This window comes from Dyadobacter sp. Leaf189 (genome assembly GCF_001424405.1).
Lineage (GTDB): Bacteria > Bacteroidota > Bacteroidia > Cytophagales > Spirosomataceae > Dyadobacter.
The window spans coordinates 171,980-191,581 of sequence record NZ_LMPS01000009.1; the positions used below are offsets into that span (position 1 = coordinate 171,980).

The window sequence follows — 19,602 nt, forward strand, 5'->3', positions numbered from 1 at the left end:
ACGAAAGGTTACCTGAAAAAATTCCAGCCGAACACATGATCTAAGTACATTAAAACTTTAACAGGAAGTGGTTCCAGCCAAAGAATCCTGTTGTAACCCATGTAAAACACCTGAGGATGAGTGACACAGACAACTGCCGCAAAGAACAAAATCACCCGCAGCGAGCGTACAGAAGCTGTCTGATGCAGGATGAAAAAGGACAGCAGCACGAATGGAAATCCGTAAGCCAATGCCCTGTCCAGATCGTGTACGTAAATGCCGGTAGCCACAAGCACTGCAATGCCGATCGTCAATGCGGCGATCAGCCAGTAGCGCCGCGTCAGCCACAATGCAAGCAATGCAGCCAGCATAATCAGCCAGGTACCTTCGAAAGTAGCCCAAATACTACTGCCCAGTCCATTCCTGTGTGCATTGGCAAACAGCACGGGCGTGCCGATCGTGGAGTAGCTGTGATTAGGGAAATATTCGGCCTGCACATAAAACCGGATCGCAAAATACACAGCCCACGAAACCCACATAACCAGACTCTGTCCTGTAAATACGCGTCGTAAAAGACCGGAGAAGCTGAAATCATTCAATTGATACGCCTGGATTACCATCCAGAAGAGCAGCAGGTACCCGCCTGCCACCACTGCGCGCTCGTCGGTAAAGAATGCCGCCTGAAGACTCATGAAAATGACAAGAGGATTCCGGCTCAGCAATGCAGCAAGGAGGAAGAAATAGGCAAGTCCGTCGCCGTAACCGTGTACATCGGCAAATGCCCAGACACTCACGAACGTGTTTGCGATGGCGAGAATGGAAAGTGCGGTAAGTGCCTTGTCTGCACAAACCGAGTAGATATAGTCTCCGATCCTTTTCAGGAACAAAACCCCGAGTACCGCCTGAATGACCAGTATGATGAGGATATTACCGTTTGTCAGAAACGACAGCAGTGGCAGAGTCCAGCGGAAAATCATGTTTTCGCGCCTCACATCGTAGTCCATATCCTTCGGGTGCAGCAGGTCCTGCGCCTGGTTGTGGATAAAAACCCAGGCGTCGAGCTTGGTCCCGCCGTCACGAAAATGATCAATCAGGAGTGTATAAGGCGGAAATGCCAGGAACAGCGCCAATGCGACAGAGGCAAATGTGACTTTCCACAACCAGCTACTACCCGATAGCCGTAATTCAATCGACGCAAAAAACGACTTGTAGAAGTTCTCTAAAAGCATTGAGGCTAAATGTATACCGGCTCAAAGATACGTTGATTGAAATCTCACTTCCAACTAGCCTCGATCCGGCTGCCCTCCTCACTTTCAATGATCCTCAGATAAGTCTGGATTTCCTGCTGCAAATCCTCCACGTGGCTGATGATGCCGACAATGCGGTTTTCCTTGCGAAGCGACTTTAAGGTCTCAAAAACGGTTTGCAATGCATTCTTGTCGAGTGAGCCGAAACCTTCGTCCAGAAAGAAAAAGTTGTGCGTTGATTCATTCCGGATATGAATATGGTCGGCCAGTGCGAGCGCAAGTGAGAGTGCAGCCTGAAATTTCTGTCCGCCGGAAAGCGTTTTCAGCAGCCGCAAATGTCCGCCATTCAATAAATCCCTGATCCAGAAGCTGTTTCCTTCACCGAGTTCCAAATGCAGCTGCTGGTGCGTCATCTGGTGAAAGCGCGTATTGGCAGCTTGTATCAGATTTTTCAGGTAAATACTGGAAGCATAGTCCACAAATCCGCTGGAACGAAAGAGCTTTGCAAGATCATCCAAATGTTCTTTTCTAAGCTTCAATCGTGCCTTTTCCTTTTCCAGCACCTGCTTTCTGGCCAGATCTTCTTCCATTTTCCTGACCAACCTGTCGAGACCGCCTTCTTCCTTTTGATGCGCATTCAGGTTGGCGGTTAATGTTTGTTTAGCAAGAACCGCGGCTTCGTGCTGTTCTTTATTGTATTGCTGACCGGTATTTTCCTGCAAAAGCTGCTGCAAATCGCGGCTGGTGCTTTCCAGGGCAAACCTGAAAGTTTCGATCGCCTTTCGCTCAGCATCAATGTGGAGCGGGTTCTTCAATATGGTTTCAACCTGCAACTCCGAATCAAATTCATAGCGGGCCAGCTGTAAATCAATGTTTTGCTGAGTCTCTCTGAGATCATTTCGATAGCTATCCAATGCAGATTGTAAAGTCGCCTGACTGCCGGCAAGTACATTGTTCTCGGTTTCAAGTGCGTCCAGCTGCTTTTCGGTTTGTTCAAATAGCGTGGTAACTTCCTTGTAACCCGACTTTAATGCATTTATCTTTTCAACTATTGCTGATTCAGGCTGCGTCTTAAAATCTGCCAGCTTCACCTTTTCAAGCTGCTCGGATAATGTCAAAATCGTGTTTTCCAGCCTGATAATCTCGTCTCGCAAGGCTTGAAGCGGCTTTTCTACTTTCTCGCTTTTCTCCTGAATTTCTGTTTCAAGCTGCAATGCGAGCTTTTTAATAGCTGCTTCTGCTTCACGGATAACTTGCTGGCTTTGGGTTACGGTTTCAAAATGCTTTTCGAAGCTCTCCCGATCATTCTTATCAAATTTTACCCAAACAAAAAGCGCGTCGTGTTCCTCTGTCTTTTTCTTCGCCAGCAGCCAGCGTTCACGAATGGATAACTTTTGCTTTTCAAGCTGGTCTATCTGATTAAACAGCCTTTCGACTGTTAACTGCACCTTCCGGATCGCACGGTCATTTGCTTCCAGCTGCCTGGTACTTTTGTCCACCGCTTCAATGTCTGCATGGAGCGACTGATCGGCATGCAGTACCATGGGGTGGTGCGCCGAGCCGCAAAGGGGGCAAGGTTCTCCATCCTCCAAAGCGCCTGCATACTGCTGCAATGCAAGCTGGGTATTAATTTTCAGCAGCTTGACAGAAAGTACTTTCCTGCTTTCTTCGTTATTGTTCGAATATTCCTGAACTGCATTCCGGAACACATCTATATTTGTCTCAATCGGCAAGCCCGGGATGAATGCGGTTCTTACATGCTCCATTTGCGCTTTCAGGGTAGCCTGCTGCGCTTCAATTTCCGTCTTCAGATCGTCGGCCTCTTTCTTGATAGCCTGTCTGTTTTCTGCCAGATTTTGCGCAGACACAAACCAGGACTTCACCTGACTTAACTCCTGAATATCTGCAATCTGTACCTTCCGCACCTCGTTCTCGCGCTCGCTTTGCGCAATCTTATCCCTGAGCTGCTCAATGGATTTCTCCCTGCTTTTCAGCTGGTCTTCTCCCCGCGTAAGTGCCTCCTTCCGTTTCTCGACTGCTGCTTCGTTTTCCAGAATGCGGATTACTTTTTCAAGCTCTTCGGCGGTATCGAGCAGTTCCTCCCGCGTTTCGTAGCGCGGTTTCAGCTCACTAAGTGTCTGCTTCTGTTTTTTTATCAGTACAGCAAGTGCTTCGCTTCTCAGCTGGTTGTTCAGAAACTGCTTTTCGTCGCGCTCAGTATCTGCTGTCAGCTTTCTTTTTTGGTCAAAAAGCGATTTGAAATGGAGGGAGCAGATTTCGTAAATGCGCATTGCTTCTTCCCGGAGCTGCATTCCCGGAGCTTGCAATTCGAGTTCTGCTTTCTGTTTCTGAAGTAAATCAATCTTTTCAGCTGACGCTTTCAACCTTTGAAAAAGACTTTCCAATTCGGTTTGAAGCAATAATTCCGCGCTTACCCTCCTGATTTCCTCCCGCACCAGCTCACGCTTTTTTTGCTCTTCTGTGATCATTTCCTGAGTTACTTCCCCCAGCCCGGTAAGCTGCCCGTCCAGGTTCGACAATGCGATATCATTCTGCTTGCTCAGCGAACCCACGTTCCGGCTCAGGTCATACTTTTCGAGTTGAAAGAGCTCCTTCATCATCCGCGTGCGCTCCGCGTCCCGCAGTTCGATAAACTCCTGAAAACGCCCCTGCGGAATGATGATCGTGCGCCGGAAGTTGTCGTAACTCAGACCTATTATATCCTCAGCGGACTCATTTTCGGGCAATGGTACCCAGTTTTCATCCGACCAGATATAGGCCCTTCTTTCAAAAGTCTTTACTTCCTTAAAGTTTTTCGTATTTCTTTTTCCACGGACTGTGAATCTGTAACGATCGCCTTTCTTCCCTGCAATGCATTCAAAATCAATCAGCAGCTCGTCCGAACGCAGGTTCATCATATTGTAAGTCCGGTCGTCCCCCGACTTGTTGAGCCGCTCGGTATCTCCGTACAATGCATAAGTTATAGCTTCCAGGATGGAAGATTTACCGCTACCAACCGCACCAAAAATGCCGAACAAGGAAGAATCGGTCAAAGGATCGAAATCAATCTCCTGCTCGCTCTGGTAAGAATAAAGTCCTTTGAGTTTAAGGTATTTGGGGATCATTTTCGGGGCTTTCGGCCATCAGCTGTCGGCCGTCGGCTTTTTTTATTAAAATATAAATGTTTGTTAATGAAAACTTCGGCTTTCGGCAGTCAGCTTTCGGCTTTTTTATTTGAAGCGGGGCAGTCAACAAAATACATTTGCATTCAGACATCGGATGTCAAAAACAACTCAATAGCCGAGTGCCGATAGCCGACAGCCGACAGCCTAGCCAATCCCTTCCAGCAAGTCATCCAAATACTCCCTCGTGTTACTTAATCTCGGCACTTTGTTCTGGCCGCCGAGTTTCTGGCGCTTGCCCATCCAGGCGTAGAAGGTACCTGCGGGTACGAAGTGGATCAGAGGCGGCAGCAGCGCCATATCCTTGTATCTTTTAGCATCATAATCGGAGTTGACTTCGCGCAATGCATTGTCCAGTGCCTCACTGAAAAGTTGTTCATCTTCCGGCGCTTTGGTGAATTCGATCACCCACTCGTGGCTACCGCGCGAACCGTCGCCCATATACACCGGGCCGGCGGTATAGTTCGCCACCAGGCAATCCGACTTCTGAGCCGCTACTTTGATCGCATGATCTGCATTTTCAACAATCACTTCTTCTCCAAATGCATTGATAAAATGCTTGGTACGCCCGCTTACTTTTAGCCGGAACGGATAAACGGAAGTAAATTTGACGGTATCTCCAATCAAATAGCGCCACAATCCTGCATTGGTCGAGATCACCATTGCATAATTCTTTCCTACTTCCACTTCGTCGAGCAATAGTGCTCTCGGATGCTTTTTACCAACTTCCTCAACTGGTACGAATTCGTAGAAAATACCGTAATCAAGCATCAGCAGCATTTCTCCTACCCTATTCACATCATCCTGGATAGCGAAAAAACCTTCCGATGCACTGTAAGTTTCAAGATATAAAACCTGGTCCGACGGGAAGTATTTAGTCATAAAAAGCTCGCGATAAGGCTCGAACGAGACTGCGCCGTGTACAAAAACTTCAAAATCGGGCCACACTTCGAGCATATTCTTCTTGCCGGTCAGTTCAAGGATCTGATCCAGCAGCACGATGGTCCAGGTAGGTACGCCAAGAATGCTCGTCACATTTTCCTGCGAGCAAATGGAAGCCATTTTTTCGAGTTTGTTTTCCCAATGATCCATCAATGCCACTTCCAGCGGCGGAGTACGCATAAATTCTGCCCATGAAGGCAGATTTTGCATAATCACCGCCGAAACGTCGCCGACCTGGGTATAGTCATCGAATGGATTGGCGTGCAGCGTACCGCCGATCGATAAACCTTTACCGTCGAAAACACGCGTATCCGGGCGGTTGTTGATGAGCAGTGTCATCATATCTTTCCCTCCCTCATAATGGCATTCTTCCAGCGCTTCCGGTGATACCGGGAGGTATTTGCTTCTCGCATTGGTGGTACCAGACGATTTTGAAAACCATTCGATCTGTGAAGGCCACATGACATTCGGCTCGCCTTTGAGTACGCGCTCGATATAGGGATAAAGGTCCTCGTAAGTAGATACCGGCACCTGTTCCTGAAATTCCCTGACTGTTTTGATCTGACTGTAATTGAACCTGCTTCCCCACTCCGTATATCGCGCGGTTTCAATCAACTCCGAAAAGATGCGTTGCTGAGTCTCAATGGGATATTTCCTAAACTGCTCTATTCTCTCAAAGCGGCGCTTTAAGAACCAGACAGTCATATCGTTAACCAGCTTCATTGTATTTACTCAGTTTGAAGTGCCAGATGCAAGACCGTAAAAATAACAATAAAAAATGGTGGGAGAACAGTTTTTGAAGCTGTTTCCCACCATTCTGTTCCGAAGAATTTTATGATCTGGAGCTAAATTTCCGGTAGATAAAAAGAAGCAGAATTGCACCTAAGATGGCAATGAAAAGGCTTCCAAAATTAAATCCGTCAACAGTCCCGTAACCCAGCATAGATGAAATCCAGCCCCCGATCACGGCACCTGCGATACCAATCAATATGGTAACAATAAAACCGCCCGGATCTTTTCCCGGGTGAAGTGCCTTTGCAATAGCACCGGCAACCAGTCCGACGATAATCCACGTTAAAACTCCCATAATGCTTAGTTTAGATTAGATGAATGTGATTACATCCCTATTCTCAAAAACTATGCCCTACCAGAATCATTTATCATAAAACATATTGCTGCCGCCCGCTTTCTTTGCAACCGAGGAAGTAATTTCCTGACTTTCTTCTTCCTGTAAAGTATGAACGCCACGTCCCTGACGTACTACCCGGCTTCCTGTGATTTTGAACAAAGCTTCCCCAAGCAAAGGGTCACGCGGATCTCCGTAGCGATAGAGGATATTGCCCTCGCTGGCGGGGATATCAGGAACGAAGCCTGTGTGGTAATCCGATTTTTTATCTCTGTTCAGCGATTTGGAAACAATCGGCTGTAAGCCCCATTTAATACCTTTATCCTCTCCCGTCAATGTCACCGAGCCTACGTTTTTACCGACTGTTCGGGTACCAACAAGGGTAACATCCATGTAAGGCTTTAACCCGTTGATCAGCAACTCACTGGCGGAAGCAGAACGCGATGAAACCAGGAATACGAGATTGTTCAGGTTGCCGCCGATGTTTTGTGTTTTGGTAATAAACTTATCGTAAAAATAGCTGTCGCCAAACTTCTTACGGTTGGTCTCCGTCACCTCATCGTTGTATTCTTTATAGTAAAAAATGTCATTCGAACTACCTTTCACGATCAAACTGGCCAGGTTGGTTGCAGAACTGACATAACCACCCGGATTATACCTCAGATCGACTACCAATGCATTTACATTATTCCGCTGAAAGGTTGTGAAGATATTATCCAGCTTTTTATCGTACTGTCCGTTGCTTGTCTTGTAAGGCTGCGGGATAAACTGATGGTAAACTACATACCCTATTTTGTTGGGCCCGTACGTGAATATTGTATCAAAAAAGACGGGATCTTCCTGCAAAACAATCGGTGCAAGCTCCCTGCTGGTCGTTGTTTCTTCCAGTGCAGTACCATTAATTTTTGCCAGTTTGAATGTCTTTTTATCCTCGGTATTCAGTAGCTGACTGTAATTGCTCCCGGTCAGTTTCTGATCATTTACACTATTGAAAATATCCCCCCGCACGAATCCGGCTTTGTCGGCCGGTGAATCGGGGATTACGTACAATACAATCCCGATTACATTGGTGGAGCCACTTGGAAAATACACCAGCTTGTACTCCATTCCGGTCGTTTTGGATTCTCCTGCCAGCGAAGCCTGCAATTCATCTGCACTTTCCTGTATCCACGAAAAACGATCCCCGTCAGGCCGCGCATTTGCATCAAACCTGTACAATAAGGATTCGAAAAAATCGTCCGGCTTTTTTGTATAATCCGGTGAAGCGGTAATGTGGTCGTTCCAGTAATACCAGTACTTCATATTGGCGTAAATCCATTCGTTAGTCTGCGTTTCCGTAGCAGGATCAACGTTTTTTTCACGACAACCATTAAAAAGTGCACCTGTGAGCAGGAGGATCAGGAGGTATTTAGTTTTCATAATGCGTTGTTAAATGCGAGGAAAACTTCTTTGATAATGTCACAAGCCTGGTTCATTTGTTCTTCATTGATCACCAGCGGAGGTGCAAAACGAATTTTGTTGCCGTGGGTAGGTTTGCAGAGCAGTCCTTTCTCCATCATTTTATAACAAAGTTCCATTCCGGTAGTACCTTCTTCGCTGTCGCGGATTACGATCGCATTCAAAAGCCCCTTTCCTCTAACGCTTTCAATCAGAGAACATTGTTGTTGTAAATCCTGCATTCTTCTTCTGAAAAGAGAACCCATTCTGTCCGCATTTTCAGCCAGGTTTTCATTTTCTACCACTTCCATGGCAGCGATGGTCACAGCACAAGCCAGCGGGTTACCGCCGTAAGTAGAGCCGTGCTCGCCTGGCGCGATCGTGAGCATAATTTCATCGTCGGCAAATGCAGCTGAAACCGGCATTACACCACCTGAAAGCGCTTTTCCCAGAACCAGTATATCCGGTTTTACACCTTCCCAGTCACAGGCAAGTCGCTTCCCTGTTCGCCCGATGCCGGTTTGCACTTCGTCAGCTATGAAAAGCACATTGTATTGGGTACACAAATCACGCACTCCTTTCAGATAACCTGCTTTTGGTACTACCACGCCGGCTTCTCCCTGGATCGGCTCAACCATAAAACCGGCTACATTAGGATCGCTTTTGAAAATAGATTCCAATGCATCCAGATCATCGTAAGGAATGATTTCATAACCCGGCAAAAACGGCCCGTAATCATCGGTGCTGGAAGGATCGGTTGAAGATGAAATAGCGGCCAGTGTCCTCCCCCAGAAGTTACCCGAAGCATAAACTGTTTTGGCTTTTCCAGGCTCGATTCCTTTTACTTTATATGCCCATTTCCGGGTAAGTTTCAATGCGGTTTCGCCGCCTTCCACGCCCGAATTCATCATTAAAACCTTATCATACCCAAAGTACTCGCACAGGTACTTTTCACATTCTCCCAGACGGTCGTTGTAAAATGCACGCGAAGTAAGGGTCAGTTTCTGTGCCTGCGAGATCAATGCATTGATGATATGCGAATGGCAATGCCCCTGGCTGACGGCACTATACGCAGAGAGAAAATCGAGGTACTGTCTGCCTTCCACATCCCAGACATGCACGCCTGATCCTCTTTCCAGCACGACAGGCATTGGTTTGTAGTTATGAGCGCCATAGCGGTATTCGAGCTCTATTGCCTGCTGTGAGCTGCTGATCGTGTCTGTATAGTCTGAGATTTTTTCCATCGTTATATTGTCTTTTCTATCTTACGTAAAAATAGAGAAAAGCATTGAGGGAATCAGTGATTTTACAGTAAGCCTTATAATCTTATATTTGTAAAAGATAACAAAATCAAAGATCATGAAAGCGCACTATAATCCAGATTATCAAAACATCCTGACTTGCATATTTATTCCCGTACAGGAATGGAACTCCCTCAAGTCCGAACCTTCTGACATTGAAAGTGCAGGAGCATATCAAATTCCTGACTGGCAAAAAAAGATCGTCCTGAATAGAATGGAAGCATTTGATGCCGGACTGGAAGATTCGCTGGATTTGGAAGAAGCCATGAGAGAGATTGAAAAGGATCTTTAATGTACAGAATTCAGATTCCACGCTCTGCCCGGCGTGATATCAGGGAAGCTGCACAATGGTATGATAAACAGCAACCCGGCTTGGGCAGGCGATTCACACACTTGGTCAAAAGAAAACTCGAATTTATAGGTAGCAATCCCTACTTATATGAAATTCGATATAAAAATGCCCGTGTGGCTCGGATACCAATCTTTCCCTTTAACATACATTTTAGGATTGACGAAGTAAAAAAAAAGCGTCGTCGCTTTCGCTATTTTTCATACAAGTCTGAATCTCGATAGACTGGAATCCAGAAAAGAATAGCACTGTTTTCGCTTGAAACGTCAACTTCACTCAGTACTTTTGCAACCATAATCTCAAAGGGGTGCCCTACCTGACGGGCTGAGATCATACCCATAAACCTGATCCGGGTAATGCCGGCGTAGGAAGAGAAAGCTGGAATAATCCATTGCTTCTAAGTTTCATTTATTGTTTTAAACCAAGATAGGTGGCCCCTGCCTGTTGTAACTATTTATCTCGCAATGCGAAACGTTACTACCTATCTGCTTATGCTGATTTTCAGCGTGGCTTTTTGTGCCAATATCTTTGCACAACGCACTATTACCGGTCGCGTTACCGACGCCGAAGACGGCAAGCCGCTCCCCGGAGCGACCATCGTCGCTTCCGATATAAGAGGTACCAACTCCGACCAGAACGGAAACTTCTCCCTCCGCAACATCTCGGAGAACGTCGGCCAGATCGAAGTCTCTTACATTGGCTACCAAAGTATTCAAATCCAGTTAACGGGACAAAATCAGCTGGAAGTCAAGCTGGTCCGCAGCACTTACCAGGCCGATGAGGTAGTGATCAATGCAACCCGCGTGAATGAAAAAAGCGCCATGGCATTTACGAATGTGAGCGCCGCGGCTATCGATAAGCAAAATCTTGGACAAGACTTGCCGGTATTGCTCAACTTCACTCCTTCGCTGGTAAGTACAAGCGACGCGGGCGCAGGTGTGGGTTACACCGGAATCAGGATCCGCGGCTCTGATGCAACGCGCATTAATGTGACCGTCAACGGAATACCTTATAATGATGCCGAAAGCCAGGGCGTTTTTTGGGTGAATATGCCCGACTTTGCCTCGTCGGTAAGCAGCATTCAGATCCAGCGTGGCGTAGGTACCTCTACTAATGGAGCCGCTTCTTTTGGTGCAACCGTCAATATCAACACCAATGCGTTGCGTAAAGAAGCTTATGCCGAGCTGAACAACGCTTACGGATCTTTCAATACTTTCAAAAACACATTGAAAGTGGGTACCGGCTTGATCAAAGATAAATTCACATTTGACGCGCGGCTTTCCCGTGTTTCGTCGGACGGTTTTGTGGATCGCGCTGCTTCAGAGCTGCATTCCTATTATTTGTCAGGTGGTTATTTTGGCAAGAAAAGTTTTGTACGCGTGAATGTATTTTCGGGAAAAGAGCGGACTTACCAGTCGTGGAACGGGGTACCGGAAGCTAAGTTGCGCGGAGATCGCGAGGGAATCTTAGGCTATATCGAAAGAAACGGGTTGGACGAAGCAGATGCGCAAAACCTCCTTAATTCCGACAACCGTACCTACAATTCTTATACTTACAAAAACGAAGTAGATAACTACCGCCAGGACCATTATCAGATCGTTTCCTCGCATAACCTGAGCGACAAATGGAACTTCAACCTGAATGCATTTCTGGTAAGAGGTTTGGGATATTACGAACAGTACCGGAAAGGCGATGATTACGCGAACTATAACTTGCCCAATGTAGTAATCGGCCCGGACACGCTGGAAAGCACCGATCTGATCCGCAGACGCTGGCTTGACAATTACTTTTACGGAACTACCTTTTCACTGGATTATAACAGTTTCAAAAAGCTGACTGCCAGCATCGGCGGTGGCTGGAATAAATACGATGGTGACCATTACGGACAGATTATCTGGGCGAGAAATGCGGGAAATATCGAAAATGAACATCGGTATTATTACAGTCAGGGAATCAAAAAAGATTTTAATGTTTATGGAAAACTGTACTACCAGTTTACCGACAAGCTCAATGCATTTGCAGATCTGCAATTCAGAACTGTAAGTCACGCCATTCATGGAACAGACAATGACCAGGTTCAATTAGCAGTTGATCAATCGTATTCTTTCTTCAACCCAAAAGCAGGACTTACTTACCAGATTGCAGACCAGAGCAGTGTTTATGCCTCTTACAGTATTGGTAACCGCGAGCCAAACCGGGACGATCTTACCAACACAACCGCCGTTTTATTTCCGAAAAATGAAAGTCTGCAGAATGTAGAAGCGGGTTTCCGGACACAGCAGGGAAAATGGGCTTTTGCGGCGAATTATTATTTAATGCATTACAAAAATCAGCTGGTACTCACCGGGCAGATCAATGACGTTGGCAATTCAATCCGCGTGAATGTTCCCAAAAGTTATCGTACAGGAATAGAGCTGGAAGGCGCAGTGGCTTTCAACCGCTTTTTGAAATGGAATGTAAATGCAACTTTCAGCCGGAACAAAATCGATAATTTCACCGAGTATGTGGTTGATTATGATAATGGAGGCTACCAAACCGTAAATCATGGAAAGTCTGACATTTCTTTCTCACCCAATGTAATTGCCGGAAGTCAGTTGACTTATTCAATCTACAAAAACGTGGAGCTTGCATTACTGACGAAGTATGTAGGGAAGCAATATCTCGACAATACCTCCACAGAAAGCCGGAGACTGGATGCCTATTTTACGAATGATGTGCGTTTGTCTTGGACGATCAAACCGAAATGGGCGAATGAAATTGCGTTCAACCTACTGGTCAACAACATCCTGGCTGAACAATATGAATCCAATGGATATACTTACGGCTACATCGCCGGAGGCGCATTAACACAAGAAAATTTCTACTTCCCGCAAGCCGGCAGAAACTTTCTGATAGGGGTCAATTTTAGGTTTTGATTTCGACTTTCTGGCTACCTTTGCCGCATGGAACTCAAAAATGACCTTTTAATCCGTGCGGCGCGGGGCGAGAAAACGGAGCGGACGCCGGTTTGGATGATGCGCCAGGCTGGCCGGATTTTGGCTGAATACAGGGCGGTTAGAGAAAAAGCCGGCAGCTTCATCAAGCTTGCTACTACACCCGAACTGGCAGCCGAAGTAACATTGCAACCTGTTGATTTACTCGGCGTCGATGCGGCTATTATATTTTCAGATATTCTCGTAATCCCCGAAGCAATGGGGCTGCCTTATGAAATGGCCGAGCAGCGCGGACCGGTTTTCCCGGCAACCGTGCATTCCATGCAGGATCTTGCAAAGCTGCATATCGCCGAGCCTGAAACAGATCTGAAATATGTGTTGGATGCTATCAAAATCACCAAGCAGGGACTGGAAAATCGGGTTCCGTTGATAGGTTTCGCAGGAGCACCATTTACGATTTTCTGTTATATGACAGAAGGAAAAGGCTCCAAAACGTTTTCTGTCGCCAAAAAGCATTTATACGCAGATCCTGAATTCTCTCACGCTTTACTGCAAAAAATAACAGACAGCACCATTGCTTACCTGAAAGCGCAGGTTGCAGCAGGTGCCAATCTCGTGCAGCTATTTGATTCCTGGGCGGGCATTCTTTCGCCCGAGCAGTACCGCATTTTCTCACTTCCCTATATCAAGCAGATTTGCGACGCGATTAACGAAGTACCAGTTACTGTTTTTGCCAAAGGTGCATTCTTTGCAAGAAAAGAGATCAGCGAACTGAGCTGCGATGTGGTGGGGCTCGACTGGAATATGGATATCCGTGAATCGCGTGAACTGATCCCGAACAAAACGCTGCAAGGAAATCTGGATCCCTGCGTATTATATGCTTCGTACGATCAGATCAGGATTGAGGTGAAGAAAATGCTGGAACAGTTTGGCACACAGAGATACATTGCCAACCTAGGCCACGGCGTTTATCCCGATACTGATCCTGATAAGGTAAGATGCTTCATTGAATCCGTTAAAGAATACTCAAGCCTGTAATGACAGTACCAAAAACCAAATGCGTTTTCCTTGACCGAGACGGCGTGCTCAATGAAGATTGTCCGGACTATATGTACAATCTCGACAAGCTGGTGATTCCGGAAGGTGTACCGGAAGCTTTGAACCTGCTGAAAAATGCGGGTTATCTGCTGATTGTTGTGACAAACCAGGCCGGAATCGCAAAAGGGCTGTACGGACCTGAACATGTATATGCGATTCACGAAGCGATGCAGCAGGCTTCCGGAAATGTACTGGACGATCTGTACTTTTCTCCCTATCACCCACAATATTCCGGCGCTTCACTATCGAGAAAGCCGGGCTCGCTGATGCTGGAAAAGGCAATTGGTAAGTACAACATTGACCCTGAACAATCCTGGATGATCGGTGACCGTGACAGGGATATGCAGGCTGGAAAAAATGCGGGAGTGAGAACAATTCACATTGTTCCTGAAAATGAAAGATCGGAGGGTGATTATGCGGCTGTTAATTTATTAGAAGCAGCCAAAATCATATTGAAAGCCGGAAACTAGGCTTTTACTATCGGAGCAGCTTGCGGCGCTTTCTGGATTGAGCCGTAAGCCGGGCAAGCATGCTTGGTGCAGGCAGAAGCTGCCAATGTTCCGCAAATAGCGAAAAGTACCAGTATCTTCTTCATTTTTCTGTTCGTATAAGATTTTGTCACCGTAAAAATATAAAAAAAGTTCTTTGAACGAGCGTTACTATCTGACTAATAACGAAACCATCCAAAGAACTTTATATTAAGCGGTTAAATTTTTGTTTCAACCAATTCTTCCTCTACTACTTCGGCCAGCGCTGCCGGTGCATCTTCCTTGCCATCATTATTATTGATCTGGCTCGTAAAAGGCTCTTCTTTAAAGCCCAGAATCCGAAGCATTGAATCGCTGTTTTGTTCTTCTGCGAAAACACGCGTTGTAATCTTGCCGTCTTCATCCTTATCCACCAAAACGTGTTTTGGCGCCGGGATCAGGCAGTGCTGGATTCCGCCGTAGCCTCCCAGAGATTCCTGGTAAGCGCCGGTATGGAAAAATCCGATGTATTGTTTTTCGGTTTCTTCTTCAAAAATCGGCATGTACAGATCGGCGCTGTGCATTTCACTGTTGTAGAAATCCTGCGAGTCACAAGTCAGTCCGCCGAGGTTCACCTTCTGGTACGGACTGTCCCAGTTGTTGATCGGGAGCATGATATACTTCTGGTTCATACCCCACGAATCTGGTAGCTGAGTGATGAATGATCCATTGATCATGTACCAAAGCTCTTTATCGTTTTGCAGCTTTTTGTCGATGATTTCATAAATCACCGCGCCACTCTCGCCTACTGTATAGCTTCCGAATTCCGTAAATATATGCGGAACGGGAACGTTGTTCTTGTTGCAGATCCACTGGATGTTTTCAATGATCTCGTCGATCATCTGCTGATAATCGTAGTTGGATTGCAGGGAAGTCTGAATAGGTAACCCGCCGCCGATATCGATAGAATCAAGCTCAGGGCAGATTTTCTGCATTTCGCAGTATTTGAACATAAACCGGGTAAGCTCACTCCAGTAGTATGCACTATCCTTGATACCTGTGTTGATAAAGAAGTGCAGCATTTTGAGCTTAAACCGTGGGTTTGGCTCGATCTTCTCTTTATATAGCTGCTGCACATCGTGGTAACGGATACCCAGACGCGAAGTATAGAATGCAAAATTTGGCTCTTCATCCGTAGCAATGCGCATTCCGAAATTCACAACATCCGCAGTAACCTGCTGCTCATAAGATTCGATTTCTTTGAGGTTATCCAGAATAGGGATCACATTGAAGCCTTCATTGATAAGCTCGCTCAGATACTGCGTGTAGCGCGGTAGCTTGTAACCGTTAGCGAGAATATAGGTACTTTTAGTAACCTTTCCGCGGCGGTACAATTCCCGGATAATGGGAATATCAAAAGCGGATGAAGTTTCTATGTGAATGTTGTGTTTCAAAGCCTCTTCCAGTACAAAACTGAAATGTGAAGACTTGGTACAATAGCAGTAGGTGTAAGTTCCTTTGTAATTGTGCCGCTTGAAAGCATTCCGGAAAAACATATTCGCATTTTCGATATGCTCCCCGATTTTAGGTAAATAATTTATTTTAAGAGGCGTACCGTGCTCCCTGATGATATCCATCAGAGGTACATTGTTGAACAGCAATTCGTTATTATCAACGTTGAACTCCATGGTCGGAAACTCGAACGTCTGCTCAATAAGATCAATGTAGCTGCTTTTCATTATTTGCTTTGTCGCGGTTGTAATGAATGAATTGTAAGTAAAAAAGGAACAAAAAGACCCGAAATTTGGCCAGAATATATCTCATATGCAAACATTGAACGGGCTGAAATCATTCATTTCTTCACCTATTTATCGGTCGATTCAATCGGTTCATCCTTCAAATACCCCGCTTGATTATTTTTCAATTGATCCTGCTGCATTGCTGTGCCTATTTTTAGTCTGTTGAAAGATCAAAACAGGATCAAACCTTCACACGTAGTTACACCGGCTTGTCGCAATCCGCAATAGAATTTATTTAAATAGTACAAATAAATTATTGTTAAGATTTCACCGGCAAAAACGTGAGTGCAGGAGGTTGCCCAGGTTTTTTAACACTTAAAAAAAAAGAAGACTGGCTAAATAGCTGATTTCAGATGCATTGCGGAGATCGTTGAGCAACTTGTTCCAGGAAAACCGGCTATTATCAGGCAAAAAATTAGAAAACTTTAAAAATACCCGGAGTTTCCTTAGTTTTTATCATTCGAATATTTCAAATTTGAACCGTGAAAGATCGAATTATAAAATCAGCATTAAATCTGTTCTGGCGCTATGGGATCAAGAGCGTCACAATGGATGATATTGCCAGAGACCTGGGGATTTCGAAAAGGACCATTTACCAGCATTATTCGGACAAGGAAGCGATTTTGGCCCTTGTAATACAGGAAGAGCTCAACTCCCAGCAATGCGAGCTGGAAAAGCTCGATGAGCGGGCCGAAAATCCTATCGAACAGTTGATTTATTCTTCTGTACAAATGCGCGAGACCATGGCGAACATGAACCCGACCTTCCTGTACGACCTTAAAAAGTATTATCCTGATGCATGGGGCCTATTTCAAACATACAAACATGAATATATCATCAAAAGCCTCCGCGACAATCTGCTCAAAGGGATCGAGCTGGGATTGTACCGACCGGAAATCGACGTGGATATCCTCGCATTGTTGCGCGTCGAACAGGTTGTGATGGGTTTCGACCCGACCATTTTCCCGCCCCGGAAATTCGATATGATGCAGATCCAGATGCAGTTTCTGCTGCACTTTCTGAGGGGGGTTTTATCCGAAAAAGGATTTGAATTTTACAACACCATAAAAGATAAATCAGCACTTGAAATTAACATCCATGAAAAATAACATTACAATACGTGGCAGTCTCGCACTGCTGGCCGTTTTGCTAAGTTTCGCCTCCATACGCGCACAAGACGGCGGCTACTCGCTCGAACAGGCCGTCGACTATGCGATCAAGCACAACCTGAATATTAAGAATGCACAACTGGATGCGACTTCCGCAGAAGCCCGCATTGGTGAAATCAGGGCAGCAGGTTTGCCTCAGGTAAGTGCGGCCGTGTCGGTGACAAACAACATTATTATCCCCAGGTTTTTCCTTCCGGCAAATGCATTCGATCCCACTGCTCCTGCCGACGCGCCGCCGGCTGCGGTTGAGTTTGGTATCCCCTGGCAAGGTTCGGCCTCTGCCAATTTGAACCAGCTCATTTTTAACGGTTCCTACTTTATTGGTCTGAAAGCAGCAGCAACTTATCGCGAGCTGGCGCAGAAATCGACGACTTCGTCGAAAGTGCAGGTAGCGGAAGCAGTTACAAAAGCTTACTACTCAGCGCAGGTTGCCGAAGAGCGCGCGAAGCTGCTTGACCTGAATATTTCGCGTGTTGATTCATTGATGCGTGAAACCAAGGCGATGAATGCAAGCGGCTTTGTTGAGCTTCTGGATGTAAACAGGCTGGAAGTGCAGATCAACAACCTGCAAACCGAACGTCAGAAAGTTCAGAACCTTATCGAGCTCAGCTACGCACTCCTGAAATACCAGATGGGAATGCCTGCCAACGAGCCGATCAACCTGACAGATGATATCAATGCAGTGAATGTGGACTCGCTCAGGACAGCGACTGTGGGTTCTGACCTGAGTTATGAAAACCGCATTGAATACTCGCTGTTAAGTACTCAGGAAAAGTTAGCCGGCCTCGACCTGCGCAATGTCCGCAGCGGGTACCTTCCAAGCTTGTCGGCTTCGCTCGGTTATGGATATAATGCGGGTTACGACAAGTTTGCACATTTATTTTCCCGCAACTGGTTCAACAATATGGTGTTAACCGTAAACCTTAACGTCCCGATTTTCGACGGTTTTTCCAAAAGATACCAGATCAACCAGAAAAAGATCGCGATTGACAAGGTTAAGAACAGCCAGACTTTGCTGAAACAATCGATTGATCTCGAAAACAACCAGGCGGGGATCAACATCAAGAATGCATTTGCAACGCTCGAAACGCAGAAGCGCAACCTGACACTTGCAGAGGAAATTGTGCGCGTTTCCAAAATCAAATACAAAGAAGGCGTAGGCTCAAATATAGAGGTAATCAATGCAGAATCTTCGCTGAAAGAAGCGCAGACCAATTACTTCACAGCACTCTACGATCTGATGATCGCCAAAGTTGATCTGAGCAGAGCCAAAGGAGAACTTTATACAGAGAAATGAGCATCACATTAACACCGAAACAAAATTTGAAACTGCTATTTACCTATATCATGAAAAAAAATATTCTATTAATAACAGCCATGACAATCCTGCTGGCAGCATGCGGGGGCGAAAAGAAAGAAGGCCTGGAAGGTAAGAAAGAAGAGCTTGCGAAGCTGAAAGCAGAGCAGGTTGAGAACGAGAAAAAGATCAAAGCGCTTGAAAGCGAGATCACGAAACTGGATCCGAAAAAAGCGGCAGAGCCAAAAGTGAAGCCGGTATCCATTGACACATTGACGCCTGAAACTTTCCGTCACTACGTAGAGCTGCAGGGTACTGTTGATGCAAAAAACAATGTAATGGTAACCCCGAAATCGGGCGGCGCAGTGACTGCGATGTACGTAAAAGAAGGCGATTTTGTGAAAGCAGGAAGCATTATCGGCAAGGTTGACAACAGCCTGCTGCTTGAATCGGTGGAAGAGCTGAAAACCCAACTGAGCCTTGCCAACACGCTTTATGAAAAGCAAAGAAACCTTTGGGACCAAAAAATAGGTACCGAACTGCAATACCTGCAGGCGAAGAATAACAAGGAATCCCTTGAAAGGAGAATGAGCACGCTGAATGCACAGCTGTCACAAACCAACATCGTATCGCCAATGGCGGGTGTGGTAGATATGGTGAATGTAAAGGTTGGCGAAATGGCTTCTCCGGGAATGGGCGTGGTTCGCATTGTTAACCTGAGCAACCTGAAAGTATCTGCCAAAGTATCTGATACCTACGCGGCCAGTGTAAAAAAAGGCGACGAGGTGATCGTGAAATTTCCTGATCTGGATAAAGAATACAAAGCCAAGGTTTCATTTGTGAGCACTGCTGTGGACCCGCTTTCCAGAACATTTACGATCGAAGCAAACCTGCCTTCTGACAAAAGCATCAAACCCAATATGATGGCCAATGTACAGATCAACGATGCTACCAGCAAAAATGCATTGGCGGTTGACCAGAACTTCGTGCAAAGCACAGAAAAAGGTAACGTTGTGTATGTAGCGGTAACTGAGGGCAACAAGAAGATTGCCAAAGCACGTGAGGTTAAAACCGGTTTGAGCTACAATGGGAAAATCGAAATCCTGTCAGGACTTTCCGCAGGTGATCAGCTGATTACATTGGGCTACCAGGAGGTTTCCGACGGACAGCCGATTAGTTACTAAAATGCAGAATGACGGCCGTTAGGTCATTTGTAGTCAGGGATTGTCATTAAGTGCACAATTCAGTCATTCACTCATTCAGTCATTGAGTCATT

15 protein-coding genes and 1 riboswitch are annotated in these 19,602 nt (G+C 45.9%); of the genes, 7 read left to right on the plus strand and 8 right to left on the minus strand.

The features are described 5' to 3' along the window. Positions 1 to 8: 8 nt before the first annotated feature. The 6 genes from ASG33_RS25155 to rocD form a co-directional block, all read right to left on the minus strand. Positions 9 to 1,208, minus strand: a complete 1,200-nt coding sequence (locus ASG33_RS25155) for a hypothetical protein (RefSeq protein ID WP_056292220.1) — start codon at positions 1,206 to 1,208, stop codon at positions 9 to 11. A gap of 44 nt (positions 1,209 to 1,252) precedes the next feature. Beyond that, positions 1,253 to 4,351, minus strand: a complete 3,099-nt coding sequence (locus ASG33_RS25160; protein WP_056292223.1) for an SbcC/MukB-like Walker B domain-containing protein — start codon at positions 4,349 to 4,351, stop codon at positions 1,253 to 1,255. Positions 4,352 to 4,555: 204 nt separating this feature from the next. Then, positions 4,556 to 6,073, minus strand: coding sequence for a GH3 auxin-responsive promoter family protein (locus ASG33_RS25165; RefSeq protein ID WP_056292226.1), 1,518 nt, complete (start codon positions 6,071 to 6,073; stop codon positions 4,556 to 4,558). 109 nt (positions 6,074 to 6,182) lie between these two features. After that, on the minus strand, positions 6,183 to 6,437 hold the full coding sequence (locus ASG33_RS25170; protein WP_056292229.1) for a GlsB/YeaQ/YmgE family stress response membrane protein: 255 nt from the start codon (positions 6,435 to 6,437) through the stop codon (positions 6,183 to 6,185). A gap of 66 nt (positions 6,438 to 6,503) precedes the next feature. Then, on the minus strand, positions 6,504 to 7,895 hold the full coding sequence (locus tag ASG33_RS25175; RefSeq protein ID WP_056292232.1) for a S41 family peptidase: 1,392 nt from the start codon (positions 7,893 to 7,895) through the stop codon (positions 6,504 to 6,506). Next, positions 7,892 to 9,157 (minus strand): ornithine--oxo-acid transaminase, encoded by a 1,266-nt coding sequence (gene rocD, locus ASG33_RS25180; RefSeq protein ID WP_056292235.1) that lies wholly within the window; start codon positions 9,155 to 9,157, stop codon positions 7,892 to 7,894. Before rocD ends, ASG33_RS25175 begins: the two co-directional genes overlap by 4 nt. 115 nt (positions 9,158 to 9,272) lie before the next feature. Here rocD and ASG33_RS25185 point away from each other — a divergent pair, with 115 nt between their 5' ends. From ASG33_RS25185 to ASG33_RS25200, 4 genes are all read left to right on the plus strand, one after another. Further along, positions 9,273 to 9,506 (plus strand): hypothetical protein, encoded by a 234-nt coding sequence (locus ASG33_RS25185; RefSeq protein ID WP_056292238.1) that lies wholly within the window; start codon positions 9,273 to 9,275, stop codon positions 9,504 to 9,506. Between the two features lie 350 nt (positions 9,507 to 9,856). Then, positions 9,857 to 9,951: riboswitch (TPP riboswitch) on the plus strand. 76 nt (positions 9,952 to 10,027) lie between these two features. Continuing rightward, positions 10,028 to 12,478 (plus strand): TonB-dependent receptor, encoded by a 2,451-nt coding sequence (locus tag ASG33_RS25190; protein WP_056292241.1) that lies wholly within the window; start codon positions 10,028 to 10,030, stop codon positions 12,476 to 12,478. 27 nt (positions 12,479 to 12,505) lie between these two features. Next, positions 12,506 to 13,534, plus strand: coding sequence for a uroporphyrinogen decarboxylase (gene hemE, locus ASG33_RS25195; protein WP_056292244.1), 1,029 nt, complete (start codon positions 12,506 to 12,508; stop codon positions 13,532 to 13,534). Continuing rightward, positions 13,534 to 14,064, plus strand: a complete 531-nt coding sequence (locus ASG33_RS25200) for an HAD-IIIA family hydrolase (RefSeq protein ID WP_056292247.1) — start codon at positions 13,534 to 13,536, stop codon at positions 14,062 to 14,064. Before hemE ends, ASG33_RS25200 begins: the two co-directional genes overlap by 1 nt. On the opposite strand, the gene ASG33_RS26180 is transcribed toward ASG33_RS25200, so the two are convergent. Both ASG33_RS26180 and ASG33_RS25205 read right to left on the minus strand, forming a co-directional pair. After that, the gene (locus tag ASG33_RS26180; RefSeq protein WP_255356560.1) at positions 14,061 to 14,189 is read right to left on the minus strand and encodes a hypothetical protein; all 129 of its coding nucleotides are present in this window, start codon (positions 14,187 to 14,189) and stop codon (positions 14,061 to 14,063) included. The genes ASG33_RS25200 and ASG33_RS26180 overlap by 4 nt on opposite strands. Positions 14,190 to 14,300: 111 nt before the next feature. Beyond that, positions 14,301 to 15,800 (minus strand): arginine decarboxylase, encoded by a 1,500-nt coding sequence (locus tag ASG33_RS25205; RefSeq protein WP_056292250.1) that lies wholly within the window; start codon positions 15,798 to 15,800, stop codon positions 14,301 to 14,303. Positions 15,801 to 16,342: 542 nt separating this feature from the next. Here ASG33_RS25205 and ASG33_RS25210 point away from each other — a divergent pair. The 3 genes from ASG33_RS25210 to ASG33_RS25220 are packed head-to-tail and all read left to right on the plus strand — an operon-like array spanning position 16,343 to position 19,510. Then, positions 16,343 to 16,969: a TetR/AcrR family transcriptional regulator gene (locus tag ASG33_RS25210; RefSeq protein ID WP_157474967.1), complete on the plus strand. Its 627-nt coding sequence runs from the start codon at positions 16,343 to 16,345 to the stop codon at positions 16,967 to 16,969. Next, positions 16,959 to 18,326 carry a TolC family protein gene (locus ASG33_RS25215; RefSeq protein ID WP_056292254.1) on the plus strand — a complete coding sequence of 456 codons (1,368 nt, stop codon included), beginning with the start codon at positions 16,959 to 16,961 and terminating at the stop codon, positions 18,324 to 18,326. The genes ASG33_RS25210 and ASG33_RS25215 overlap by 11 nt, the downstream gene beginning before the upstream one ends. A 50-nt stretch (positions 18,327 to 18,376) precedes the next feature. Next, complete coding sequence (locus ASG33_RS25220; RefSeq protein WP_056292356.1) at positions 18,377 to 19,510, plus strand: efflux RND transporter periplasmic adaptor subunit; 1,134 nt, start codon at positions 18,377 to 18,379, stop codon at positions 19,508 to 19,510. The last annotated feature ends 92 nt before the right edge of the window (positions 19,511 to 19,602 follow it).